Raw genomic sequence first — 24689 nt, 5'->3', positions numbered from 1 at the left:
TGATTACTCCTCGTCTTCGATCCAGCCCATGGTCCGCTGCACGGCCTTGAGCCAGTTCTTGTACTCGCGGTCGCGGACGTCCGCGTCCATTCGGGGGGTCCATTCGGCCGCCCGGCGCCAGTTGGCGCGCAGGGCGTCGGTGTCCGGCCAGAAGCCGACGGCCAGACCGGCGGCGTAGGCCGCGCCGAGGCAGGTGGTCTCGGCGACCATCGGGCGCACCACGGGTGCGTCCAGGGCGTCCGAGAGGGTCTGCATCAGAAGGTTGTTGGAGGTCATGCCGCCGTCGACCTTGAGCGCGGTCAGCTCCACCCCGGAGTCCTTGGTCATCGCGTCGACGATCTCGCGGGTCTGCCAGGCGGTGGCCTCGAGCACGGCGCGCGCGATATGCGCCTTGGTGACATAGCGGGTCAGGCCCGCGATCACACCGCGCGCGTCGTCCCGCCAGTACGGGGCGAACAGGCCGGAGAAGGCGGGCACGAAGTACGCGCCGCCGTTGTCCTCGACGGAGCTGGCGAGGGTCTCGATCTCGGCGGCGCTGTTGATCAGGCCCATCTGGTCCCGCATCCACTGCACCAGCGAACCGGTGACCGCGATGGATCCCTCCAGGGCGTAGACCGGCTTCTCCTCGCCGATCCGGTAGCCGACGGTGGTCAGCAGCCCGTTGTAGGAGTTGACGGGCTTCTCGCCGGTGTTCATCAGCAGGAAGGTGCCGGTGCCGTAGGTCGACTTGGCCTCGCCCTCGGCGTAGCAGGTCTGGCCGAACAGGGCCGCCTGCTGGTCGCCGAGCGCCGAGGCGACCGGCACGCCCGCCAGGATGCCCTCGGCCGTGTGGCCGTAGACCTCGGCGGAGGAGCGTATCCGCGGCAGCACGGCGGCCGGGATGTCCATCGAGGTGAGGATCTTCTCGTCCCAGTCGAGGGTGTGCAGGTTCATCAGGAGGGTGCGCGAGGCGTTGGTGACGTCGGTGACATGCACGCCGCCGTTGACGCCGCCGGTCAGGTTCCAGATGACCCAGGAGTCCATGGTGCCGAAGAGGATGTCGCCCGCCTCGGCCCGCTCGCGCAGCCCCTCGACGTTGTCGAGCAGCCAGCGGATCTTGGGACCGGCGAAGTAGGAGGCCAGCGGGAGGCCGGTCTCGCGCCGGAAGCGGTCCTGGCCGACGTTGCGGCCGAGCTCGCGGCAGAGGGTGTCGGTGCGGGTGTCCTGCCAGACGATGGCGTTGTGCACCGGCTCACCGGTGTTGCGGTCCCACAGCAGGGTGGTCTCGCGCTGGTTGGTGATGCCGATCGCCTTGACGTCGATGGCGGTGATGCCGGCCTTGCTGATGGCGCCGGCGACGACCTCCTTGACGTTCTCCCAGATCTCGGTGGCGTTGTGCTCCACCCAGCCGGGCTTGGGGAAGATCTGCTCGTGTTCCTTCTGGTCCACCGAGACGATGCGGCCGTCGCGGTCGAAGACGATGCAGCGGCTGGAGGTGGTGCCCTGGTCGATGGCCGCGATGAACGGACCCTGGCCGTGGGACGAGGCGCTCGTGGTGTGGGTGTCGGTCATGATCTGCTGCTCTCCTGCGGGTCGTGGGGTGGGCTAGGCGAAGGCGATCTCGTAGATCCCGCCGGCGATGGCGCCGCCGATGAGCGGGCCGACGACCGGGATCCAGGCATAGCCCCAGTCCGAGCCGCCCTTGTTGGGCAGCGGCAGGAGGGCGTGGGCGATACGGGGGCCGAGGTCACGCGCCGGGTTGATGGCGTAACCGGTCGGGCCGCCGAGCGAGAGGCCGATGCCGACCACCACGAAGGCGGTGATCATGACGCCGATGACGCCCAGGCCCTTGCCGTCGCCGTTGAGCCCCTGGGTGAGGATGGCGAGCACCAGCACGGTCGTCGCGATGATCTCGGTGGCCAGGTTCTGGGCGACGTTCCGGATCTCGGGGCCGGTGGAGAAGACGCCCAGCACCGGGCCGGCGTCGGTGGCCTGCTGCTTGTCCGCCGCCACCGTGTCCTGGGCGCCGGGGCCGCCGACGATCTCGCGGTCGGTGAGATGGGCGTGGAAGTGGCCGAGGTAGGCGAGCCACACCAGCGCCGCGCCGATCACCGCGCCGAGCATCTGCCCGAGGAAGTAGATGGGCACATCGCTCCACTCGATGCCGCCCTTGATGGCGAGGCCGAGCGTCACCGCCGGGTTGAGATGGGCCCCCGAGAGAGGCGCCGAGATATACGCGCCGGTGAGCACGGCGAAGCCCCACCCGAGGGTGATGGCGACCCACCCGGCCTCGAACGCCTTGGATCGCTTCAAGATCACGCCGGCGACGACACCGCAGCCGAGCAGAATGAGTACGGCGGTACCGATGGTCTCGCCGATGAAGATGTCGGAGCTGGACACCCGCGACTCCTTTGTCCTTCGTCCAGGGGAAGGCGAACCCCCGGGTTCTCTCCGGTGGTCCGCGCCCTCGTGGGAGGGCGTTGGTCGGCCCGCGGCGAGTCCACCATAGCGAATATTGTCGTCAGGTGTTCGACAATGCCGACCGATGAACGGCAGTTTTCTTCACGGCGAAGACCCCGTCAAGGGCCGTGTGAAGGAAAAATCGCGCGTATGTGAAACCGTGATGAAGCAGGTCATGCCGGGATATGGGGGCAGATCCGCGCGGGTCGCCACGATTCAGAAACGGGCCGCCACGATTCAGAAACGCAGCGCGCCCAGGTCCCGGGAGACGGCGCGGGCGCAGTCCCTTACGGCGGCCACGAGCTCCGAGCGCAGCTCCCCGTCGTCGCACACCCGCTCGACCGCGCCCGTGATCCCCACGGCGCCCACGGGCAGCCGGCGCCGGTCGTGGATGGGCGCCGCGACCGACGCCACGCCCTCCCAGGTCTCCTCCACATCACAGGCCCAGCCGCGCGCCCGGATCAGGTCCAGCACGCCCTCGAACTCCCGCTCCCCGGTCACCGTGCGGGGGGTGAACGCCTTACGGTCGGCCTCGGTCACCTCGCTGTGGGCGACCGGGTCGTACGCGGAGAGCACCTTGCCCAGGGCCGTGGAGTGCAGCGGGTGCATCGCGCCGACCTCCAGCACCTGACGGCTGTCGTCCGGCCGGAAGACATGGTGGACGATCAGCACGCCCTGCTGGTGCACCACGCCCAGGTACACGCTCTCGCCGCTGGAGCGGGCCAGGTCGTCCGTCCAGACCAGGGCGCGGGCGCGCAGCTCGTGCACGTCCAGATAGCTGTTGCCCAGGCGCAGCAGCTCCGCGCCGAGCTGATAGCGGCCGGACGCCTCGTCCTGCTCGACGAACCCCTCCTGCTGGAGCGTGCGCAATATGCCGTGCGCGGTGCCCTTGGCCAGCCCCAGAGTGGAGGCGATGTCGGACAGTCCCAGACGTCGCTCACCACCGGCGAGCAGGCGTAGCATCGCGGCGGCGCGCTCCAACGACTGGATGTTCCGGGCCATCGCCAACCTCCTGACTGCGGTTCGACAATGCTGAACACTATCGGTCCATGTCGACCCCGCGGTACCGCAAGGCCAAGTGTCGACGATCAAGGACCCGCCGAGGGCCGCCCGGCCGCGCCCCATCCCGGCTGATGGAACGACCATCGGGAAATGACCACTGGCAGCTACTCTGGCGTGGTGCGCCGTCCCCAGGGAGGGCGCAAAGCCGACAGCCGTCGCACTCCAGGGAGCACATCCATGGCCTCGCATACGCCATCGCCCACATCCGCCGCCCGAGCCGAAGCGCTCCGCGAAGCGCTGGCCACCCGTGTGGTGGTCGCCGACGGCGCGATGGGGACGATGCTCCAGGCGCAGGACCCCAGTCTCGAGGACTTCCAGCAGCTCGAGGGCTGCAACGAGATCCTCAACATCACCCGCCCGGACATCGTCCGCTCGGTCCACGCGGAGTACTACGCCGCCGGGGTGGACTGCGTCGAGACCAACACCTTCGGCGCCAACCACGCGGCGCTCGGTGAGTACGACATCCCCGACCGCGTCCACGAGCTGTCCGAGGCCGGCGCCCGGATCGCCCGTGAGGTCGCCGACGAGTTCTCCGCCGACGGACGCCAGCGCTGGGTGCTGGGCTCCATGGGCCCCGGCACCAAGCTGCCCACCCTCGGCCACGCCCCCTATGGCACCCTCCGCGACGCCTACCAGGCCAATGCCGAGGGCATGATCACCGGTGGCGCGGACGCCCTGCTGGTGGAGACCACCCAGGACCTGCTCCAGACCAAGGCCGCGATCCTCGGCGCCCGCCGCGCCCTGGACGCCACCGGTGCCAATCTCCCCCTGATCTGCTCGGTCACCGTCGAGACCACCGGCACCATGCTGCTCGGCTCCGAGATCGGCGCGGCGCTCACCGCCCTCGAGCCGCTCGGCATCGACATGATCGGCCTCAACTGCGCCACCGGCCCCGCCGAGATGAGCGAGCATCTGCGCCATCTCGCCCGCCACTCCCGTATCCCGCTGTCCTGCATGCCCAACGCCGGCCTTCCGGTGCTGGGCAAGGACGGCGCCCACTACCCCCTCACCCCCGGCGAGCTGGCCGACGCCCAGGAGACCTTCGTCCGCGAGTACGGGCTCTCCCTGGTCGGCGGCTGCTGCGGCACCACGCCCGAGCATCTGCGTCAGGTCGTCGAGCGGGTCCGCGAGCTGACCCCCACCGAGCGCTCCCCGCGCCCGGAGCCCGGCGCCGCCTCGCTCTACCAGACCGTGCCGTTCCGCCAGGACACCTCGTATCTGGCGATCGGTGAGCGCACCAACGCCAACGGCTCCAAGAAGTTCCGCGAGGCCATGCTGGAGGCCCGCTGGGACGACTGCGTGGAGATCGCCCGGGAGCAGATCCGCGAGGGCGCCCATCTGCTCGACCTGTGCGTGGACTACGTCGGCCGGGACGGCGTCGCGGACATGGAGGAACTGGCCGGGCGGTTCGCCACCGCCTCCACCCTCCCCATCGTCCTGGACTCCACCGAGGTCGACGTCATCCGGGCCGGGCTGGAGAAGCTCGGCGGGCGCGCGGTCATCAACTCCGTCAACTACGAGGACGGGGACGGCCCCGAGTCGCGGTTCGCCAAGGTCACCCGGCTCGCCCAGGAGCACGGCGCCGCCCTGATCGCGCTGACCATCGACGAGGAGGGCCAGGCCCGTACGCCGGAGAAGAAGGTGGAGATCGCCGAGCGGCTGATCGACGACCTGACCGGCAACTGGGGCATCCTCGAGTCGGACATCCTCATCGACACCCTGACCTTCACCATCTGCACCGGTCAGGAGGAGTCCCGTAAGGACGGCATCGCCACCATCGACGCCATCCGCGAGCTCAAGCGGCGCCATCCGGACGTCCAGACCACGCTGGGCCTGTCGAACATCTCCTTCGGCCTCAACCCGGCCGCCCGGATCGTGCTCAACTCCGTCTTCCTCGACGAATGCGTCAAGGCGGGCCTGGACTCGGCGATCGTGCACGCCTCCAAGATCCTGCCGATCGCGCGGTTCGAGGAGGAGCAGGTCAAGACCGCCCTGGACCTGATCTACGACCGCCGCGCCGAGGGCTATGACCCGCTCCAGAAGCTGATGGGGCTCTTCGAGGGAGCCACCGCCAAGTCCCTCAAGGCGGGCAAGGCCGAGGAGCTGGCCGCGCTGCCCCTGGACGAGCGCCTCAAGCGGCGCATCATCGACGGTGAGCGCAACGGCCTGGAGGCCGACCTCGACGAGGCGCTCCAGGAGCGTCCCGCCCTCGAGATCGTCAACGAGACGCTGCTGGACGGCATGAAGGTGGTCGGCGAGCTCTTCGGCTCCGGCCAGATGCAGCTTCCGTTCGTGCTCCAGTCCGCCGAGGTCATGAAGACGGCGGTGGCGCATCTGGAGCCGCATATGGAGAAGTCGGATGACGAGGGCAAGGGCACCATCGTGCTCGCCACCGTCCGCGGCGACGTCCATGACATCGGTAAGAACCTCGTGGACATCATCCTGTCCAACAACGGCTACAACGTGGTCAACCTGGGCATCAAGCAGCCGGTCGCCGCGATCCTGGAGGCCGCCGAGGAGCACCGCGCCGATGTGATCGGCATGTCCGGGCTGCTGGTGAAGTCCACGGTGATCATGAAGGAGAACCTGGAGGAGCTCAACCAGCGCAAGCTGGCCGCCCGGTTCCCCGTCATCCTCGGCGGCGCCGCCCTCACCCGTGCGTATGTCGAGCAGGATCTGCACGAGATCTACGAGGGCGAGGTGCGCTACGCCCGCGACGCCTTCGAGGGGCTGCGCCTCATGGACGCCCTGATCGCCGTCAAGCGCGGTGTGCCCGGCGCGGCGCTCCCCGAGCTGCGGCAGCGCCGGGTCCCCCAGCGCGCGGCCCAGGTGCGGGAGCCGGAGCCGGAGGAGGGTCCCGCGCGCTCGGACGTGTCCACCGACAACCCCCTCCCCACGCCGCCCTTCTGGGGCACCCGCGTCGTCAAGGGCATCCAGCAGGCCGACTACGCCTCCTGGCTGGACGAGGGCGCGCTGTTCAAGGGCCAGTGGGGGCTCAAGCAGGCCCGCACCGGCGAGGGGCCCGGCTACGAGGAGCTGGTGGAGAGCGAGGGGCGGCCCCGGCTGCGCGGCTGGCTGGACCGGCTGCACACCGGGAACCTGCTGGAGGCGGCCGTCGTCTACGGCTACTTCCCGTGCGTCTCCAAGGGCGAGGACCTGGTCCTGCTGAACGAGGACGGCAGCGAGCGGACCCGCTTCACCTTCCCGCGCCAGCGCCGCGGCCGCCGGCTGTGCCTGGCCGACTTCTTCCGGCCCGAGGAGTCCGGTGAGACCGATGTCGTCGGGCTCCAGGTGGTGACCGTCGGCTCGAAGATCGGCGAGGCCACCGCCGAGCTGTTCGCCGCCGACTCCTACCGCGACTATCTGGAGCTGCACGGCCTGTCCGTCCAGTTGGCGGAGGCGCTGGCCGAGTACTGGCACGCGCGGGTCCGCGCGGAGCTGGGCTTCGCCGGTGAGGACCCGAGCGAGATGGAGGACATGTTCGCGCTGAAGTACCGCGGCGCGCGCTTCTCGCTCGGTTACGGCGCCTGCCCCGACCTGGAGGACCGCGCCAAGATCGCCGATCTGCTCCAGCCCGAGCGGATCGGGGTGAAGCTCTCGGAGGAGTTCCAGCTCCATCCCGAGCAGTCCACGGACGCCATCGTGATCCACCACCCGGAGGCCAAGTACTTCAACGCGCGGTAGTCCTCCGGCGGCCGTTCGTGACCGCCTTACGGTGCTCACGAGGCGCGTCGGCGCCGCGCGACGTAGACTGGTCGATCCGGTAGAGGCCGGTCGCCTTCCCTCCAGTGGAAGGGGACCGGCCTTCGTGCCCCTTATCCGGAGGTGTTTGGATGACCAGCAGCATCCCCGCCGTCGATACCCGTACGGCCGAAGGCTCGGCCCTGCAAGCCGTTCTGCTCGACATGGACGGCACCCTGGTCGACACCGAGGGCATCTGGTGGGACGCGGAGGTCGCCATCTTCGCCGAGCTCGGTCACGCGCTCGCCGAGGAGTACCGCCAGGTCGTCGTCGGCGGCCCGATGTCGCGCAGCGCCCAGTTCCTGATCGAGGCCACCGGCGCCGAGATCGCCCTCGCCGAGCTCACCGGCCTGCTCAACAGCCGCTTCACCGAGCTGATCGACGGCAGTGTGCCGATGCTGCCCGGTGCCCGCCGGCTGCTCACCGAGCTGGCCGCGCAGTCCATCCCCACCGCCCTGGTCTCCGCCTCCCACCGGCGGGTGATGGACCGGGTGCTGCGCTCGCTCGGGCCGGAGCACTTCGCCCTGACGGTGGCGGGTGACGAGGTCGAGCGGACCAAGCCGCATCCGGACCCGTATCTGTTCGCCGCGACAGGGCTCGCCGTCGAGCCGGGGCGGTGCGTGGTCATCGAGGACACCGACACGGGCGTACGGGCCGCGGAGGCGGCCGGGTGCCGGGTGGTCGCGGTGCCGTCCGTGGTGCCGATCGAGCCCGCCGCGGGGCGTACGGTCGTCGGTTCGCTCGAAGAAGTCGATCTTTCATTTCTGCGTACTCTGGTCACTACAATGCACTGAACGCGCACCGAGCGTATTTCTGTAAATTGCAAACTGAATAGCGCGGGCGCATTTTTCGCGTTCCGTTGGCGACAAGGGAACGTGATGTTTATCACTGCGCATGCGGTGAGCGGGTGGGGCGGTTGCCTGCCGCGCGTCCCGTCTGGTGCGATTTGGGTGAACCCATGTGTCCGGATTAGTGGCATGCCATACGAATCGTGGCGGCGTCCGGATATCGGTCGATGGCCGCTCGTTATCGGGGCGTGATATCGCCTCAACTTCGTTGTGTCTGAGCATGGTCGGCGCCGCGGACTAATCTCGTCGCGAGTAGTTGATCGATGGCAGGGAGACTCCCGACAATGACGCGCAAGTCGCTGGTGCTGCCGGCTGTGGCCGGCCTCCTGCTCTCCACGCTCGCCGCGTGCGGTGGTACCGACGGCTCGGGCTCGGACGGTAAGGCGATCGTCCTGGGCAGCACGGACCGCATAGAAGCGTCGAAGGCGGCGCCCGCTCCGCTGGATCCGGCCCTGGCCTACGACTTCGCCTCGTGGAGCGTGCTGCACAACGCCTTCCAGACGCTGATGAGACTTCCCCGCTCGGGAACCGAGCCGATACCCGACGCCGCCGAGAAGTGCGGCTTCCAGGACCGGCAGAGCGAGCAGTACCGCTGCACGCTGCGCAGCGGGCTGAAGTTCTCCAACGGCCACGACCTGACCTCCAAGGACGTCAAGTTCTCCCTCGAGCGCGTGCTGCGCATCGACGACCCCAACGGCACCAAGTCGCTGCTGTCCAACGTGGACAAGATCGAAACCCCCAGCGACCGCGAGATCGTCATCCACCTCTCGCAGCCGGACGCGACCTTCCCGTCCAAGCTCACCACTCCGGCCGCCGCCATCCTGGACAGCGAGGTCTACAAGCCCGACGCGCTGCGCAACGGCTTCGAGATGACGGGCTCGGGCCCGTACTCCGCCAAGACCGAGGTACGCGACAACCGGCTGGTCAAGGTCGTCTTCACCAAGAACTCGCACTACAAGGGCGATGTCCACCTGAAGGCCGACAAGGCGGAGATGCGTTTCTACGACTCCGCCTCGACCATGGAGAAGGCCCTGGTCAAGGGCGACATCGACGTGGTCCACCGCGGCTTCTCGCCCGAACAGATCGACAAGCTCAACAAGGGCGACGTCAAGGGCGTCCGGCTCTTCGAGTCCTCCGGGCAGGGCATCCGCTATCTGGTCTTCAACACCTCGAACCCGGCGGTCAAGAACAAGGCGGTCCGGCAGGCCATCGCCCATGTCGTGGACCGCCAGGCGCTGGTGCGCGATGTGTACAAGCGGACCGCCGAGCCGCTCTACTCGATGATCCCCACCAGCATCTCCTCGCATATCAACTCGTTCCACAACGAGTACGGCGACCCGGACCCCGCGGTCGCCAAGAGCGTGCTGCGTGACGCCGGTATCAACACCCCGGTGAAGCTGACGCTGACCTACACCACCGACCACTACGGTCCGGAGACGGCCGGGGAGTTCAAGGAGCTGAAGAAGCAGCTCAACGCGAGCGGCCTCTTCTCCGTCACGATCAAGGGCTACCCGTGGCGGGACTTCCGCCCCGCGCTCATCAAGCGCCAGTTCTCCGCCTCCGGGATGGGCTGGCTGCCCGACTTCCCGGACCCCGACAGCTACACCGCGCCGTTCCTCACCAAGGACAACTTCCTCAACTCGCCCTACCGCAACAGCACCATCCAGGACGAGCTGATCCCCAAGACCCGGCAGGAGGCCCAGCGCAGCCTCGCCGACAAGGACTTCCAGTCGATCCAGAACACCGTCGCCAGCGACGTGCCCTATCTCCCGCTGTGGCAGGGCAACACCTATGTGGCCGCCCGCGAGAACGTCATCGGCGCCGAGTACGCCTTCGACTCCTCGACCATGCTCCAGCTCTGGGAACTCGGCAAGGGCGACTGAGAAGGACCCACGGGGGTCGGGCACGAAACGACGAGTGTGTGAGGAAGACCGTTGAGAAAACGTGATCAGTGGCTGGCAGCTCCCCTCGGCGCGGGACTGGCCGCCGCCCTGCTCACCGGATGCGGCAGTGAGGACGGGGACGCGGCGGGCAGCGGCGAGCACGTGGTCATGGGGATGTCGGACGAGGTGCTCGCCACCGACCCGGCATCCGGCTACGACCCGGGCTCCTGGCTGCTGTTCAACAACGTCTTCCAGTCCCTGCTGAGCTTCCCGAAGGGCAGCACCACACCGCAGCCGGAGGCGGCGGAGAAGTGCTCCTTCAAGGACAACTCCAGCCGGGTCTACTCCTGCACGCTGAAGAACGACCTGACGTTCTCCAATGGCCATCCGCTCACCTCCGAGGACGTCAAGTTCTCCTTCGAGCGCACCAAGCGGATCAATGACGCGAACGGTCCGGCGCTGATGCTCACCTCCATCGGGAGCGTCGACACCCCGGACAAGCGGACCGTCGTCTTCCATCTGAAGGACTCCGACGCGACCTTCCCGCAGAAGATCGCCTCCGGTGCCGGGTCCATCGTCGACCACCAGGAATACCCCGCCGACAAGCTGCGCACGGACCACAAGGCGGTCGGCTCCGGCGTCTACAAGCTGGACTCCTTCACCAAGGACGAGGCCGACTTCTCCGTCAACGGCGGCTACCAGGGGCCCGCCCGGCCGAAGAACTCCGGGCTGAGCCTGAAGTTCTTCCACGGCGGGCAGGCGCGGCTGAAGTCCGCCGTGCAGAAGGGCGATGTGGACCTCGCCTACCGCGGGCTTGCCATGCGCGACCTCGCCGACCTCCAGGCGCGGAGCCTCGGCGGCGGCAAGAGCCTGAACGTGGTCGAGGGCACCGGCGCCGAGGTCCAGCACCTGGTCTTCAACATGAAGGACCCGGTGGCGGGCAAGCTCGGCGTGCGCAAGGCCATGGCGTACCTCATCGACCGCTCCACCCTGGTGCGGGACGTCTACAAGCGCACCGCCGAACCGCTGTACTCGGTGGTCCCGGCCGGGATCACCGGCCACAACACCGCCTTCTACGACAAGTACGGCGACCGCCCGCAGCCCGAGAAGGCCAAGCAGGCGCTGCGGGACGCGGGCATCTCCGGCAAGGTCAAGCTGACGCTGTGGGGCACCCCGATCCGCTACGGCCCCGGCACCGTCCCGGGCCTGCGCCAGATCGCCCGGCAGCTCAACGCCAGCGGGCTGTTCGACGTCGATGTGAAGAGCGCGGACGTCGCCACGTACGAGAAGGGCGTCGCCGGCGGGAAGTACGGCGTCTATGTGAAGGGCTGGGTGCCCGACTACCCGGACCCGGACAACTTCGTCGCCCCGTTCTTCGGCGCCGGCAACGTCCTGGCCAACCACTACACCTCGCCGCGGCTGTCCGCGCAGCTCATCCCCGCCACCGCCGAGCAGCCCAGCCGTGAGGCCACGGTCGGCGACTTCCAGCGGATCCAGGACATCGTCGCCGACGAGGTGCCGATGCTCCCGCTGTGGCAGGGCAAGCAGTACGCGGTGGCCCAGGACGACATCTCCGGGCTCCAGTGGACCCTCGACTCCTCGACGGTCTTCCGCTTCTGGGAGATCGCCAAGTCCTCCGACGGCTGACGGGGACGGCGTCTCTACGGCGGTACGTCTTGACGGTGGAAGTCTTGACAGCGGTACGTCTTGACAGCGGTACGTCTTGACGGTGGTACGGCGGGAGGCCCGGGGCGCGCGCCCCGGGCCTCCCGCCGTACCACCACCGTCCCCGGTGCCCCTGGTGCCGCCTACTGCGCGCCGGGGCGGACCAGGCCGCTCTCGTAGGCGTACACGGCGGCCTGGACCCGGTCGCGCAGCCCCAGCTTGGTCAGTACATGGCCCACATGCGTCTTGACCGTGGTCTCGCTGACGAACAGATCCGCGGCGATCTCCGCGTTGGACAGCCCCCGGGCCACCAGCTTCAGCACCTCGACCTCGCGCTCGGTCAGCGTGTGCAGGGTGTCCGGCACCGGCTCCTCGCCCGACGGGAGATGCCCGGCGTACTTGTCGAGCAGCCTGCGGGTGATGCTGGGCGCCAGCATCGCCTCGCCCGCCGCCACCACGCGGATGGCCTGCACCAGCTCGGTGGCGGGCGCGTCCTTCAGCAGAAAGCCGCTGGCCCCGGCGCGCAGCGCCTCCACCACGTACTCGTCCAGGTCGAAGGTGGTCAGCACCAGCACCTTGGCCGGGCCGTCCCGCCCCGGACCGGTGATCTGGCGGGTCGCCTCCACGCCGTCCATCCGCGGCATCCGGATGTCCATCAGGACCACATCGGGCTGAAGCGCCCGCACCTGGTCGAGGGCCTGTAGACCGTCCCCTGCCTCGCCGACGACCGCCAGATCCTGCTCCGCCTCCAGGATCATCCGGAAGCCGGTGCGCAGCAGCGGTTGATCATCGACCAGTAGGACGCGGATCGCCACGGGAACTCCTTCGCTAGACCGCGTCCATTCTGCCCGCCCGTCACCCACCACCACCCTCAGGGGGCGCTACGCGGCACCTCGATTCTGAAGAGGTACGACCGCCAGCGGATACGGCGGCGGCGTACCCCCGAACTCCGGACAGTGCGCCTGATGGTCGCACCAGCCGCACAGCCTGGTCTGGCGGGGGACGAAGGCACCGGTCTCCGTGGCCAGCCGGATCGCCTCCCACAGGGCCAGCACCTTGCGCTCCACCCCCCGCAGATCCCGCTCGTCCGGGTCGTACGTCAGCACATCGCCGCTGCCCAGATAGACAAGCTGGAGCCGCCGCGGGATGACCCCGCGCAGCCGCCACACCACCAGCGCGTAGAACTTCATCTGGAACAGCGCCTCGCCCGCGTACTGCGGTGCGGGGGCCTTGCCCGTCTTGTAGTCCACGATCCGCACATCACCCGTGGGAGCGATGTCGATCCGGTCGATGATGCCACGCAGCCGCAGCCCGGACTCGAGCTCCGTCTCCACGAACAGCTCCCGCTCCGCGGGCTCCAGACGCGTCGGATCCTCCAGCGAGAACCACTGGTCCACCAGTGTCTGCGCCCCCGTCAGCCACTCGGCCAGCCGCTCCGGCGCCGGGGCGCCGTCCTCCTCCTGGAACAGCTCCGCCAGCTCCGGCTTGGCCGCCAGCAGCCGGTCCCACTCGCCCGGCACCATCGCCCGGGCCCGCGGCGAGGTGCGCTCGGCGGCCGGGGCGTCGAAGAGCCGCTCCAGCACCGCGTGGACCACCGTGCCGCGGGTGGCCGCCGCGCTGGGCTTCTCCGGCAATTTGTCGATCACTCGGAAGCGGTACAGCAGCGGGCACCGCATGAAATCGGCCGCCCGTGACGGTGACAACGAGGCGGCGCGGCCGGACTTCGGCGGCCCGTCCGACGGTTCGGCCTTCCCGGTGGTGGTTCCCGTGGTGGTTCCCATGGCGAAGACCCTACGACCCGCCACTGACAGCCGGACGCATACCATCGACGTCCGAGCCCCTCGCACTGCATGATCGTGGGGACCGTATCAAAAGAGGGGTGCGACCGAGCATCCGACGAGGGGACACCGTGGACAACAGCGGGCAGCGGCAGTCCGACAACGGGGAATCGGACCGCACGACCGAGCCCGAGGGCGGTAAACAGCCGCGCCCACGCGAGGCGGGCGGCGGCATTCTCATGGGGCGCCCGTTCGGCGTGCCGGTGTATGTCTCGCCGAGCTGGTTCCTGGTCGCCGCCCTCATCACCTGGGTCTTCGGCGGTCAGCTCGACCGGGTGCTGCCGGAGCTCGGCGCCGCCCGCTATCTGGTCTCGCTCTTCTTCGCGGTGGCCTTCTACGCCTCGGTGCTGGTGCACGAGCTGGCGCACACCGTGGCCGCGCTCCGCTTCAAGCTGCCGGTGCGCCGGATCCAGCTCCAGTTCTTCGGCGGTGTCTCGGAGATCGAGAAGGAGACCGAGACCCCCGGCCGGGAGTTCGTGCTCGCCTTCGTCGGCCCGCTGCTCTCCCTGGTCCTCTCGGGCGTTTTCTACCTGGGCATGCTGGTCGTGGAGCCCGGCACGGTGCCCGGGGTGCTGCTCGCCGGGCTGATGATCTCCAACCTGATCGTGGCCGCGTTCAACCTGCTGCCCGGGCTGCCGCTGGACGGCGGGCGGATGCTGCGCGCCGTCGTCTGGAAGATCAGCGGCAGGCCGATGACCGGCACCGTCGCCGCCGCCTGGAGCGGCCGGGCGCTGGCCGTCGCGGTGCTCATCGGACTGCCGCTGCTCACCCAGGCCGGCGGGCTCGGCGACGAGCCCGAGAGCTTCGGCAGCGTCGACTCGCTCACCGACGCGCTGCTGGCCGCCATACTCGCCGCGATCATCTGGACCGGCGCGGGCAACAGCCTGCGGATGGCCCGGCTGCGGGAGCGGCTGCCGGATCTGCGCGCCCGTACGCTCACCCGGCGCGCCGTCCCCGTGGCGGCCGACACCCCGCTCTCGGAGGCGCTGCGCCGGGCGAACGAGGCCGGGGCGCGTGCCCTGGTCGTGGTGGACGGCCACGGCACCCCGACCGCCGTGGTGCGCGAGGCCGCCATCGTGGGGATCCCCGAGCACCGCCGCCCCTGGGTCGCGGTCAGCGGTCTCGCCCAGGATCTCAAGGACGGTATGCGGGTCTCCGCCGAGCTCAGCGGCGAGGAGCTGCTGGACACCCTGCGGGCCACCCCCGCCACCGAGTACCTGGTGGTGGAGGAGAGCGGCGAGATCTACGGGGTGCTCTCCACGGCCGATGTCGAGCGCGCCTTCGTGGCGGCCATGGCCAGGACGCCCGCGGGCCCCTCCTGAGGCCCCGGTGTGGTCCGGGCAGGGCGAAGTGCCCGGTAGGCTGTTCACATGTCCGAACCGACCGGTGCCGCCCGCCGTCGCGGGCCCTTCCAGGTCGGGGACCAGGTCCAGCTCACCGACCCCAAGGGACGCCACTACACCTTCACGCTCGAGGCCGGGAAGAACTTCCACACCCACAAGGGATCCTTCCCCCATGACGAGCTGATCGGTGCCCCTGAGGGAACCGTCGTGCGTACCACGGGAAACGTCGCGTATCTCGCGCTGCGCCCCCTGCTCCCCGACTATGTCCTGTCCATGCCACGCGGTGCCGCCGTGGTCTACCCCAAGGACGCGGGGCAGATCCTGGCGATGGCCGATATCTTCCCCGGCGCACGTGTCGTCGAGGCGGGCGTCGGCTCCGGCTCGCTCTCCATGTTTCTGCTGCGGGCCATCGGCGACCAGGGCATGCTGCACTCCTACGAGCGCCGGGCCGACTTCGCCGAGATCGCCGCCCAGAACGTCGAGCGCTACTTCGGCGCCCCGCACCCCGCCTGGCGGCTGACCGTCGGCGACCTCCAGGACAACCTCAGCGACACCGAGGTGGACCGCGTGATCCTGGACATGCTCGCCCCCTGGGAGTGCCTGGAGCCGGTGTCCAAGGCGCTCGTCCCCGGCGGCATCCTGTGCGCGTACGTCGCCACCACCACCCAGCTCGCCCGCACCGTGGAGTGCATCCGCGAGCACGGCACCTTCAACGAGCCGTCGGCCTGGGAGACCATGGTCCGCACCTGGCATGTCGAGGGTCTGGCCGTACGGCCCGACCACCGCATGATCGGCCACACCGGCTTCCTGCTCACCGCCCGCCGGCTCGCGGACGGTGTGGAGCCCCCGATGCGCCGCCGCAGGCCCGCCAAGGGCGCCTACGGCGAGGACTACGTGGGCTGGGGCACCGCGAAGGACACCGGAGCCGGGGACGCCTCAGGGGGCGGCCGGAGCGCCTCCGGCGGCCAGGACACCCCGTCCGGCGACGCCTGACGGCCACCTGACGGACACCTGGGGCCCAACGGCTCGGCGCGGCCACCGAATTCCCTGTGCGAGGGCGGTGGCCGCGCCCCTGTGAGATGTGGCACGATGCGGGACATCTCCCGCCTCAGCTCTTACATGGAGTCATCCCGCGTGCAGCCTCTGGGCCCGGATCTCGCGCACACCCATCCCCGTCCGGTGCACTGGGTCGCGACCGCGGCCGCCGTGGCCGCGGTCATCGCCGGGGGGTCGTTCTTCCAGCCCTCCGACGCCAAGGCCACCACGTCCACCGCCGCCTCCGCCCCGCGTGCCGGTGGGCTTCCGGCGGCCAAGGCCCCCGATCCCGGCGCCGCGGAGTATCCGATGGACTGCGGACGGGCCAGGCCCGATGTCGTCGACCGGGCCTCGGCGGACCTGGACGGCGACGGGCGGCCGGAGACCGCCGTCGTGGTGCGCTGCGCGACGGCGTTCGGCACCCCGCCCAGTGGCGTGTATGTGCTCTCCCAGCCGGCCCGCGCGGGCGCCGCGCCCCGCGTGGTGGCCACGTTCGTGGACCCGAAGGAAGGGATGAGCGTCAGCGATTTCGCGGTGCGCGGAAAGACGGTTTCGGCCACCTTGCTGGGATATTCCTCGGCCAAGGTGCCGCGGTGCTGTCCGGATCAGCAGCGCAAGGTCAACTGGCGGTGGCGGGACGGCAGGTTCGTCCTGAAGGCGCTGCCGGTTCCGGGGAGTGTGTGAGCGGTCGCTCGCGGAGTGTCACTCCGCCTCGGGGCCGTAGACCTCGACCCGGTCCGTGACGCGGCGTACATGGATGCAGTCGCCGGGGCATTCCTTCGCGGAATCCTTGACCTCGGTGAGCAGGGCCAGGGGGACCGGAGTGGTGGCACCCTTCTCCTGTAGCAGCTCATCGTCGGCGCTCTTGACGTAGGCTAGACCGTCGATGTCGAGTTCGAAGACCTCGGGAGCGTACTGGGCGCAGATGCCGTCGCCGGTGCACAGGTCCTGGTCAATCCACACTTCAAGATCGCCGAGCTCCTCGTTCCGCACGGTGTGCCCCCTGCTGTTCCTTCGATACGCCATTCAACAGTGTCTAAATATCGCCAGCCCTGACGGGTGTTGACCACCTCGACGATACAACCGCTCGCTTTCCGATGTTGTTGGGTGGGTATTCGGCTGGTGTGAGGGAGTGCGCAAGGGTGAAGATCGGACACACGCCGACCGGGTTTGTGATCTAGGGGTTTCAACCCGCACCGGCCCAGGTAGGGTCAGGAAGCGTCCAGCTCCCCTTGGAGGAGGTGAGGACCGTGGCAGCCCACGACGACGACATCAACCGCGGCATCCGGCCGGGGCGGGGGTCTGATGACCCTGCCGGCCAGGTTGCCTATCTCGAGCAGGAAATCGCCGTCCTGCGCCGCAAGCTCGCCGACTCTCCGCGTCATACGAGGATTCTCGAAGAGCGGATCGTCGAGCTGCAGACCAATCTGGCGGGAGTCTCCGCACAGAACGAGCGGCTCGCGAACACACTCCGTGAGGCCCGCGACCAGATCGTGGCCCTCAAGGAGGAGGTCGACCGGCTTGCCCAGCCGCCGGCCGGTTTCGGAGCCTTTCTACAGGCGAACGAGGACGGTACGGCCGACATCTTTACCGGGGGCCGTAAACTCCGGGTGAATGTCAGCCCAAGCGTCGAGCTCGACGACCTCCAGCGCGGCCAGGAGGTCATGCTCAACGAGGCCCTCAATGTGGTCGAGGCCATGGAGTTCGAGCGCGCCGGGGACATCGTCACCCTCAAGGAGGTCCTCGAGGACGGCGAGCGCGCCCTGGTGATCGGGCACACCGACGAGGAGCGGGTGGTGCGGCTGGCAGAGCCGCTGCTGCACACCACCATCCGTCCCGGTGACGCCCTGCTGCTCGAGTCCCGGTCCGGCTATGTCTACGAGGTCGTTCCGAAGAGCGAGGTCGAGGAGCTCGTCCTCGAAGAGGTTCCGGACATCGACTACAACAAGATCGGCGGTCTGGGAAACCAGATCGAGCTGATCCGCGACGCGGTCGAGCTCCCCTACCTCTACCCCGACCTCTTCAAGGAGCACGAACTGCGGCCGCCCAAGGGTGTGCTGCTGTACGGCCCGCCCGGCTGCGGCAAGACGCTGATCGCCAAGGCCGTGGCCAACTCCCTTGCCAAGAAGGTCGCCGAGGTGACCGGCAAGCCCGCGGGGAAGAGCTTCTTCCTCAACATCAAGGGTCCCGAGCTGCTCAACAAGTACGTCGGTGAGACGGAGCGGCACATCCGGCTGGTCTTCCAGCGGGCTCGGGAGAAGGCCAGCGAGGGCACGCCCGTCATCGTCTTCTTCGACGAGATGGACTCCCTCTTCCGCACCCGTGGCTCCGGGGTCAGCTCGGACGTGGAGAACACCATCGTCCCCCAGCTCCTCTCCGAGATCGACGGCGTGGAGGGCCTGGAGAACGTGATCGTGATCGGTGCCTCCAACCGTGAGGACATGATCGACCCGGCGATCCTGCGCCCCGGCCGCCTCGATGTGAAGATCAAGATCGAGCGTCCGGACGCCGAGGCCGCCAAGGACATCTTCTCGAAGTACCTCACGGAGTCGCTGCCGATCCACACGGACGACCTCACCGAGCACGGCCAGTCGCCCAAGGCCGCGATCGGCGGAATGATCCAGTCGGTGGTCGAGCAGATGTACACCGAGTCCGAGGAGAACCGCTTCCTGGAGGTCACCTACGCCAATGGCGACAAGGAAGTCCTCTACTTCAAGGACTTCAACTCCGGCGCAATGATCCAGAACATTGTGGACCGCGCCAAGAAGATGGCGATCAAGGACTTCCTGGACCACAACCAGAAGGGCCTTCGCGTCTCCCATCTGCTCGCCGCCTGCGTGGACGAGTTCAAGGAGAACGAGGACCTGCCGAACACCACGAACCCGGACGACTGGGCCCGGATCTCCGGCAAGAAGGGCGAGCGGATCGTCTACATCCGCACCCTGGTCACCGGAAAGCAGGGCGCGGACACCGGACGCTCCATCGACACGGTGGCGAACACCGGTCAATACCTGTAACACCGCAGTCCGGCTGCGGATGTCCTGGACGGGGCATCCGCAGCCGGATGCGCTTTTCGGACCGCATTCTTCGTATGAGTCCTACGAGCCCGACCGGAGCAATGACTGAAATGATCTCCGCAGCACCGCTTGGCCGTTCTAGGCTCTTCGGTACCGCACGATCGCGGCACGGGGGATCGGGGGCCGCATATGGACCGGGAGCGCAGCGGTACTTGAGCGCCGACCTCAGCCGGGGGCGGCGCCGGGCAAGGAGGGCCGCATGACCGTACGGCGCGTAATGGGTATCGAGACGGAGTACGGGATCTCCGTCCCCGGGCACCCGAACGCCAATGCCATGCTCACCTCATCCCAGGTCGTCAACGCCTACGCGGCGGCGATGCACCGGGCGCGTCGCGCCCGCTGGGACTTCGAGGAGGAGAACCCGCTGCGGGACGCCCGCGGCTTCGACCTCGCGCGCGAGTCCGCCGACGCCAGCCAGCTCACCGACGAGGACATCGGCCTGGCCAATGTGATCCTCACCAATGGCGCGCGGCTCTATGTGGACCACGCCCACCCCGAGTACTCCGCCCCCGAGGTCACCAACCCCCGGGACGCGGTGCTCTGGGACAAGGCGGGCGAGCGCATCATGGCCGAGGCCGCGCTGCGCGCCGCCGAGCTGCCCGGCGGCCAGCCCATCCACCTCTACAAGAACAACACCGACAACAAGGGCGCCTCCTACGGCACGCATGAGAACTACCTGATGAAGCGGGAGACCGCCTTCTCGGACATCGTGCGCCATCTGACGCCCTTCTTCGTCTCCCGCCAGGTCGTCACCGGCGCCGGCCGCGTCGGCATCGGCCAGGACGGCCATGAGCACGGCTTCCAGATCAGCCAGCGGGCCGACTACTTCGAGGTCGAGGTCGGCCTGGAGACCACGCTCAAGCGCCCGATCATCAACACCCGCGACGAGCCGCACGCCGACGCCGAGAAGTACCGCCGGCTCCACGTGATCATCGGGGACGCCAACCTCTCCGAGCTCTCGACCTACCTCAAGCTGGGCACCACCGCCCTGGTGCTGTCGATGATCGAGGACGGCTTCATCGCCGTGGACCTCGCGGTGGACCAGCCGGTGCGCACCCTGCACCAGGTCTCGCACGACCCGACACTGCGCCGTCTGATCACGCTGCGCAGCGGCCGCACGCTGACCGCGGTGCAGCTCCAGATGGAGTACTTCGAGCTGGCCCGCAAATACGTCGAGGACCGCTACGGAGCGGACGCCGACGAGCAGACCCGGGACGTCCTTGCCCGCTGGGAGGACGTGCTGAACCGGCTGGAGCGCGATCCCATGAGCCTGTCCGGCGAGCTGGACTGGATCGCCAAGCGGGAGCTGATGGAGGGCTACCGCCGCCGCGACGCCCTGGAGTGGGACGCGGCCCGGCTGCATCTGGTGGACCTCCAGTACGCCGACGTACGCCCCGACAAGGGCCTGTACAACCGGCTGGCGGCGCGCGGCAAGATGAAGCGGCTGCTGGACGACCAGGAGGTCGCCCGCGCCCAGAACAAGCCCCCGGAGGACACCCGCGCCTACTTCCGCGGCCGCTGCCTGGAGCAGTACGCGGACGACGTCGCCGCGGCCTCCTGGGACTCGGTGATCTTCGATCTGCCGGGTCGTGACTCTCTGCAACGGGTCCCCACGCTGGAGCCGCTGCGCGGCACCCGCAATCACGTCAAGGAGCTGCTGGACCGCTGCCGCACGGCCGAGGACCTGGTCCGGGTGCTGTCCGGCGGCTGAAATGCCCCCCAGCCGGGAATCATCGAGGTGGCCTCCGTACGTTGTAGCGAGTGGGAGGCCGATGTCGGACCCGGCTTGTAGGGTCTGATCTTGAGACCGATCGAATCAGCGGGCGAACCGAGCGGGGTGAGGGACATGGCGACCAAGGACACCGGCGGCGGTCAGCAGAAGGCGTCGCGCTCGACCGAAGAGGTCGAGGAGCAGGCGCAGGACGCGCAGGCCGCGGACGACCTGAAGGAGCGGCAGGAGAAGCTCTCCGACGACGTCGACTCCGTGCTGGACGAGATCGACGACGTGCTCGAGGAGAACGCCGAGGATTTCGTGCGGTCCTTCGTTCAGAAGGGCGGGCAGTAGGGGCATTTTTCCTTCGAATCGAAGGCGGACGGAGATCAGGAGTGTCGGGGGAATCGAGCGTGAAGCGCTGCGCGCGGTGCGGAGACACCAAGCCGCGCGCAGCATTCGCGGCCAAACGGTCAAACCTGGATGGCCTCCAGCGGCGCTGCCGCGATTGTGCTGCTCAGTCGGATCGGAAGCGCCAGGAGACGATGGGCAGAAGAGCCCCCTTGCCGGGTGCGGTTCCCGAGGGGCACAAGTACTGCCAGGGGTGTGGGCAGACGAGGCCGCGCTCTGACTGGCACCGAAAAGGTTCGGCTCCGGGTGGCCTGGCTTCACGGTGTCGAGACTGCAAGGCGGCGGACAGCCGGGTTGGCCACCTCAGGCGCAATTACGGCCTCACTGAAGCTGAGCGCGATGCGATGATCGCCGCCCAGTACGGGCTCTGCGTGATCTGCCTCGATGCCCCGCCCATTCATGTGGATCACTGCCACAAGACGGGTAGGGTCCGTGGCGTACTGTGCTTCAGCTGCAACGCGGCACTGGGGCAGTTCAAGGATCAGCCCGACGTGATAAGGCGGGCTGCGACATACGTGGAAGGAAACGCGTGGAAGCCAACACTCGTAGCACCGGGCGTCTACCATCTGCCTTCCTGACGCCCGGCTCGTCCTCCTTCATGGACTTCCTGGGCGAGCACTCGCCCGAGCTGCTTCCGGGGAACCGTCCGCTGCCCCCGGTGCAGGGCGCCATCGAGGCCCCCCACGGCACCACCATCGTGGCGGTGAGCTTCCCCGGCGGTGTGGTGCTCGCCGGTGACCGCCGCGCCACCATGGGCAATGTCATCGCGCAGCGTGACATCGAGAAGGTCTTCCCCGCCGACGAGTATTCGGCCGTCGGGATCGCGGGGACCGCCGGTATCGCCGTGGAGATGGTCAAGCTCTTCCAGCTCGAGCTGGAGCACTTCGAGAAGGTCGAGGGCACCGTTCTCTCGCTCGAAGGCAAGGCGAACAGGCTGTCGACCATGATCCGCGGCAACCTCGGCATGGCGATGCAGGGCCTCGCCGTGGTCCCGCTCTTCGCGGGGTGGGACGTCGACCGGGAGAAGGGCCGCATCTTCTCCTACGACGTGACCGGAGGGCGTTCGGAGGAGCGCGGCTTCGCCGCCACCGGCTCGGGCTCGATGTTCGCCCGGGGCGCGCTCAAGAAGCTCTATCGCCAGGATTTGACCGAGGAGCAGGCCGCCACCGCCGTGCTCCAGGCGCTCTATGACGCCGCCGACGATGATTCGGCCACCGGCGGGCCGGATCTCGCCCGCCGCATTTACCCGATCATCACCTCCATCACCGAGGACGGTTTCAAGAGGTTCGGCGAGGACGAGGTGTCCGAGCTCGCCCGTGCCATCCATGAACGGCGCCTCGAAGAGCCGGACGGCCCCCGCGCCGCCCTTCTCTGAGAGGACGGTCCAGCCGGAATGCATTCGCCATTGACAGAAGGGACGGACAGCCGGTGACGACGCCGTTCTATGTTTCTCCTCAGCAGGCCATGGCCGACCGCGCCGAATACGCCCGTAAGGGCATCGCACGCGGCCGCAGCGTGGTCGTGCTCCAGTACGCCGACGGCATCGTCTTCGTTGCGGAGAACCCGTCCCGCGCGCTGCACAAGGTCAGCGAGATCTATGACCGGATCGCCTTCGCGGCGGTCGGTAAGTACAACGAATTCGAGAATCTGCGCATCGGCGGTGTCCGTTACGCCGATCTGCGTGGCTATACCTATGACCGTGAGGATGTCACGGCCCGCGGGCTGGCGAATGTCTACGCCCAGACCCTGGGCACGATCTTCTCCAGCGCCGCCGAGAAGCCGTACGAGGTCGAGCTGATCGTCGCCGAGGTCGGGGAGGGCCCCGAGGACGACCAGATCTACCGCCTCCCGCACGACGGCTCCATCGTGGACGAGCACGGCTCGGTCGCGGTCGGTGGCAACGCCGACCAGATCAGCACCTACCTCGACCAGCGCCACCGGGACGGCATGACCCTCGCCGAGGCTCTCAAGCTGGCCGTCGACTCGCTCTCCCGCGACAACAACGGCGGGGAGCGCAGCCTCACCGCCGAGCAGCTCGAGGTCGCGGTCCTGGACCGCAACCGGCCCCAGAAGCGCAAGTTCAAGCGCGTCCTGGGCGGCCAGCTCTCCCGGCTCCTGGAGTCGGGAGAGGGCGCGGCTGACTCGGAGGCGTCGTCCGACGGCGACGGGGCCGAGGAATCCACCTCGGAGTCCGAGGACTGACCCGGCCGCCGCCGTTCGTTTCTCCGTCGCCGCCGCCCCGGGCCCACCCGGGGCGGCGGGGACGTTGTGGCGGCGGGCGGCGACGTTGTGGCGGCGACGAGCCCAGACGGCCCCCGCGCCCATAGGTGTCCGGCGGACCGTGACGCCTGCGGCTGCCTGCGCCCCTCCCCGCCCCGTCCCGAACCGGGGCTCCGCCCCGGGCCTCGGGGCCCCGCTATCGGGCAGAGGCGGGCAGGCTGCCCGCTGCCCCGTCTCGTCCGGCGGCATCGATATGCGGCTCCGCCGCGCGGTCCACCGGACACCCCGTAGGCCGCGCAACGGCCGGAGCGGCGGCCGGAGCGGTGGCCCCGAGGCCGGTCAGTGCCGTGGGGGAGGGGCCGTGGAGCCCCGGGGGATCAGCTCGACGGGCAGCACGGTGTCCCGGGGCGTCTCGCCGTCCAGGAGCGTCATCAGGGCCCGCATACCGGCCGCCCCCACCGCCTCCGCCGGGAGCCGCACCGTGGTCAGCTCCGGTTCCACCGCCGTGGCCAGCGCCAGATCGTCGAAGCCGGTCACCGAGATGTCGTCCGGGATCCGCAGCCCCAGCCGCCGGGCCGCCTTGCAGGCGCCCGCGGCCAGGATGTCGTCGTCGCAGACGAGCGCGGTCGGCCGGGGCCCGGGGCGGGCCAGGACGCGTTCGGCGGCCCGGCGGCCCTCCTCGACGGTCAGCCCCGCCGGTTCGGTGCCCAACGAGGTGCCCGGTACCTCGTCCATCGCCTCCGCCAGGGCCCGGGCGCGCACCTCGAAGGTCCAGGAGTCCACCGCCGCCGCGAGATGGGCCACCCGGCGGTGCCCGAGCGCCAGCAGATGCCCCGCCGCCTGCCGCGCCCCGTCCGCGATGTCGAGGTTGACCGTGGCCGCCGCGGCCGCGTCGTCCGGATCGCTGTCCAGCATCACCAGCGGCAGCCCGCCGCCGCGCACCGCAACCAGCGCGTCGGCCGCCATGGAGGAGGCGATCACCCCGTCGAGCGAGGCGCGCGCCGAGTCGAAGGGGTCCCGGGCCGGGCCCACGCCCTCGGGGGACGGATAGAGCACCACCCCGAAGCCGTGATCGGCGGCGACCCGCTCGGCGCCGGTGTAGACGCGGGCGAAGAACTCGGTCGTCAGGGCGGGCACCACCATGAGCACAGTCCTGGTGCGGCCCAGACGGAGGCTGCGGGCCGCGAGGTTGGGGCGGTAGCCGAGTTCGCGCGCGGCGGCCCGTACGGCCTCCACGGTGCGCTCGGAGACCCGTCCGGACCACTTCTCGCCGAGCACCAGGGACACGGTCGCCTGGGACACACCCGCCAGCCGTGCCACATCCCGGCTCGTAGCCCGCCCCCCGACCGCCCGCCCCGCGGCCGCGCTGCCAGGGCCCGCGGCTGCTCCGTCCCCCGGGCGAGCGTCCGCCCCGGC

At 69.2% G+C, this 24689-nt stretch carries 20 protein-coding genes; 13 read left to right on the top strand and 7 right to left on the bottom strand.

Features of this window, described 5'->3' with window-relative positions; genetic code table 11:
• Window positions 1–3 precede the first annotated feature (3 nt).
• The 3 genes from glpK to KN815_RS14550 all read right to left on the bottom strand — a co-directional run bounded on the left by glpK (window position 4) and on the right by KN815_RS14550 (window position 3441).
• The gene (glpK, locus tag KN815_RS14560) at window positions 4–1551 is read right to left on the bottom strand and encodes a glycerol kinase GlpK (RefSeq protein WP_216342366.1); all 1548 of its coding nucleotides are present in this window, start codon (window positions 1549–1551) and stop codon (window positions 4–6) included.
• Between the two features lie 33 nt (window positions 1552–1584).
• Entirely contained in the window at window positions 1585–2379 is a 795-nt protein-coding gene (locus KN815_RS14555) for an MIP/aquaporin family protein (protein ID WP_216342365.1), read from the bottom strand.
• A 297-nt stretch (window positions 2380–2676) separates the two neighbouring features.
• Entirely contained in the window at window positions 2677–3441 is a 765-nt protein-coding gene (locus tag KN815_RS14550; RefSeq protein WP_216342364.1) for an IclR family transcriptional regulator, read from the bottom strand.
• Window positions 3442–3678: 237 nt separating this feature from the next.
• Here KN815_RS14550 and metH point away from each other — a divergent pair, with 237 nt between their 5' ends.
• From metH to KN815_RS14530, 4 genes are all read left to right on the top strand, one after another.
• Window positions 3679–7185: a methionine synthase gene (metH, locus tag KN815_RS14545; protein WP_216342363.1), complete on the top strand. Its 3507-nt coding sequence runs from the start codon at window positions 3679–3681 to the stop codon at window positions 7183–7185.
• Window positions 7186–7334: 149 nt separating this feature from the next.
• Entirely contained in the window at window positions 7335–8036 is a 702-nt protein-coding gene (locus tag KN815_RS14540) for an HAD family hydrolase (protein WP_216342362.1), read from the top strand.
• A 338-nt stretch (window positions 8037–8374) separates the two neighbouring features.
• Complete coding sequence (locus KN815_RS14535; RefSeq protein ID WP_216342361.1) at window positions 8375–9973, top strand: ABC transporter substrate-binding protein; 1599 nt, start codon at window positions 8375–8377, stop codon at window positions 9971–9973.
• 51 nt (window positions 9974–10024) lie between these two features.
• Complete coding sequence (locus KN815_RS14530; protein WP_216342360.1) at window positions 10025–11620, top strand: ABC transporter substrate-binding protein; 1596 nt, start codon at window positions 10025–10027, stop codon at window positions 11618–11620.
• Between the two features lie 161 nt (window positions 11621–11781).
• Here KN815_RS14530 and KN815_RS14525 read toward each other — a convergent pair whose 3' ends face one another.
• Window positions 11782–12453, bottom strand: coding sequence for a response regulator (locus KN815_RS14525; RefSeq protein WP_009719179.1), 672 nt, complete (start codon window positions 12451–12453; stop codon window positions 11782–11784).
• Between the two features lie 66 nt (window positions 12454–12519).
• Window positions 12520–13464, bottom strand: a complete 945-nt coding sequence (locus tag KN815_RS14520; protein ID WP_216342374.1) for a RecB family exonuclease — start codon at window positions 13462–13464, stop codon at window positions 12520–12522.
• Window positions 13465–13547: 83 nt separating this feature from the next.
• Here KN815_RS14520 and KN815_RS14515 point away from each other — a divergent pair, with 83 nt between their 5' ends.
• The 3 genes from KN815_RS14515 (at window position 13548) to KN815_RS14505 (ending at window position 16538) form a co-directional block, all read left to right on the top strand.
• Window positions 13548–14798, top strand: coding sequence for a site-2 protease family protein (locus tag KN815_RS14515; protein WP_216342375.1), 1251 nt, complete (start codon window positions 13548–13550; stop codon window positions 14796–14798).
• 48 nt (window positions 14799–14846) lie between these two features.
• Window positions 14847–15812 carry a tRNA (adenine-N1)-methyltransferase gene (locus KN815_RS14510; RefSeq protein ID WP_216342359.1) on the top strand — a complete coding sequence of 322 codons (966 nt, stop codon included), beginning with the start codon at window positions 14847–14849 and terminating at the stop codon, window positions 15810–15812.
• A gap of 96 nt (window positions 15813–15908) precedes the next feature.
• On the top strand, window positions 15909–16538 hold the full coding sequence (locus KN815_RS14505) for a hypothetical protein (RefSeq protein ID WP_372458359.1): 630 nt from the start codon (window positions 15909–15911) through the stop codon (window positions 16536–16538).
• Window positions 16539–16556: 18 nt separating this feature from the next.
• Here KN815_RS14505 and KN815_RS14500 read toward each other — a convergent pair whose 3' ends face one another.
• Complete coding sequence (locus tag KN815_RS14500) at window positions 16557–16880, bottom strand: ferredoxin (protein WP_216342357.1); 324 nt, start codon at window positions 16878–16880, stop codon at window positions 16557–16559.
• Window positions 16881–17104: 224 nt separating this feature from the next.
• On the opposite strand from KN815_RS14500, the gene arc reads away from it, so the two are divergent.
• The 6 genes from arc (at window position 17105) to prcA (ending at window position 23255) form a co-directional block, all read left to right on the top strand.
• A complete protein-coding gene (gene arc / locus KN815_RS14495) occupies window positions 17105–18871 on the top strand; it encodes a proteasome ATPase (protein ID WP_216342356.1) in 1767 nt (588 codons plus the stop codon).
• A 259-nt stretch (window positions 18872–19130) separates the two neighbouring features.
• A complete protein-coding gene (dop, locus tag KN815_RS14490; protein WP_216342355.1) occupies window positions 19131–20642 on the top strand; it encodes a depupylase/deamidase Dop in 1512 nt (503 codons plus the stop codon).
• 135 nt (window positions 20643–20777) lie between these two features.
• Window positions 20778–20996, top strand: coding sequence for a ubiquitin-like protein Pup (locus KN815_RS14485; RefSeq protein WP_078640503.1), 219 nt, complete (start codon window positions 20778–20780; stop codon window positions 20994–20996).
• A gap of 191 nt (window positions 20997–21187) precedes the next feature.
• Window positions 21188–21631 carry an endonuclease VII domain-containing protein gene (locus KN815_RS14480; protein ID WP_308403651.1) on the top strand — a complete coding sequence of 148 codons (444 nt, stop codon included), beginning with the start codon at window positions 21188–21190 and terminating at the stop codon, window positions 21629–21631.
• Entirely contained in the window at window positions 21583–22428 is an 846-nt protein-coding gene (gene prcB, locus KN815_RS14475) for a proteasome subunit beta (RefSeq protein ID WP_216342353.1), read from the top strand. Before KN815_RS14480 ends, prcB begins: the two co-directional genes overlap by 49 nt.
• Window positions 22429–22481: 53 nt before the next feature.
• Window positions 22482–23255: a proteasome subunit alpha gene (gene prcA / locus KN815_RS14470; RefSeq protein ID WP_216342352.1), complete on the top strand. Its 774-nt coding sequence runs from the start codon at window positions 22482–22484 to the stop codon at window positions 23253–23255.
• A 357-nt stretch (window positions 23256–23612) separates the two neighbouring features.
• Here the strand turns inward: prcA and KN815_RS14465 are convergent, their stop codons facing one another.
• Window positions 23613–24593: a LacI family DNA-binding transcriptional regulator gene (locus tag KN815_RS14465; RefSeq protein WP_216342373.1), complete on the bottom strand. Its 981-nt coding sequence runs from the start codon at window positions 24591–24593 to the stop codon at window positions 23613–23615.
• Between the last annotated feature and the right edge of the window lie 96 nt (window positions 24594–24689).

The sequence above is a fragment of the Streptomyces niphimycinicus genome, from assembly GCF_018883605.1.
Classification (GTDB): Bacteria; Actinomycetota; Actinomycetes; order Streptomycetales; family Streptomycetaceae; genus Streptomyces; species Streptomyces niphimycinicus.
Note: the sequence above shows the minus strand (reverse complement) of the source record. Positions and strands in the feature narration are given on the sequence as shown.

Excerpts from the sequence above, each read along its gene's own strand:
- glpK (WP_216342366.1), bottom strand. The coding sequence starts at position 1,551 with ATGACCGACACCCACACCACGAGCGCCTCGTCCCACGGCCAGGGTCCG.
- KN815_RS14505 (WP_372458359.1), top strand. The coding sequence starts at position 15,909 with ATGCGGGACATCTCCCGCCTCAGCTCTTACATGGAGTCATCCCGCGTG.
- KN815_RS14520 (WP_216342374.1), bottom strand. The coding sequence starts at position 13,464 with ATGGTATGCGTCCGGCTGTCAGTGGCGGGTCGTAGGGTCTTCGCCATG.
- KN815_RS14550 (WP_216342364.1), bottom strand. The coding sequence starts at position 3,441 with ATGGCCCGGAACATCCAGTCGTTGGAGCGCGCCGCCGCGATGCTACGC.
- KN815_RS14500 (WP_216342357.1), bottom strand. The coding sequence starts at position 16,880 with ATGGCGTATCGAAGGAACAGCAGGGGGCACACCGTGCGGAACGAGGAG.
- KN815_RS14535 (WP_216342361.1), top strand. The coding sequence starts at position 8,375 with ATGACGCGCAAGTCGCTGGTGCTGCCGGCTGTGGCCGGCCTCCTGCTC.
- KN815_RS14510 (WP_216342359.1), top strand. The coding sequence starts at position 14,847 with ATGTCCGAACCGACCGGTGCCGCCCGCCGTCGCGGGCCCTTCCAGGTC.
- metH (WP_216342363.1), top strand. The coding sequence starts at position 3,679 with ATGGCCTCGCATACGCCATCGCCCACATCCGCCGCCCGAGCCGAAGCG.
- KN815_RS14485 (WP_078640503.1), top strand. The coding sequence starts at position 20,778 with ATGGCGACCAAGGACACCGGCGGCGGTCAGCAGAAGGCGTCGCGCTCG.
- dop (WP_216342355.1), top strand. The coding sequence starts at position 19,131 with ATGACCGTACGGCGCGTAATGGGTATCGAGACGGAGTACGGGATCTCC.
- KN815_RS14480 (WP_308403651.1), top strand. The coding sequence starts at position 21,188 with ATGGGCAGAAGAGCCCCCTTGCCGGGTGCGGTTCCCGAGGGGCACAAG.
- KN815_RS14540 (WP_216342362.1), top strand. The coding sequence starts at position 7,335 with ATGACCAGCAGCATCCCCGCCGTCGATACCCGTACGGCCGAAGGCTCG.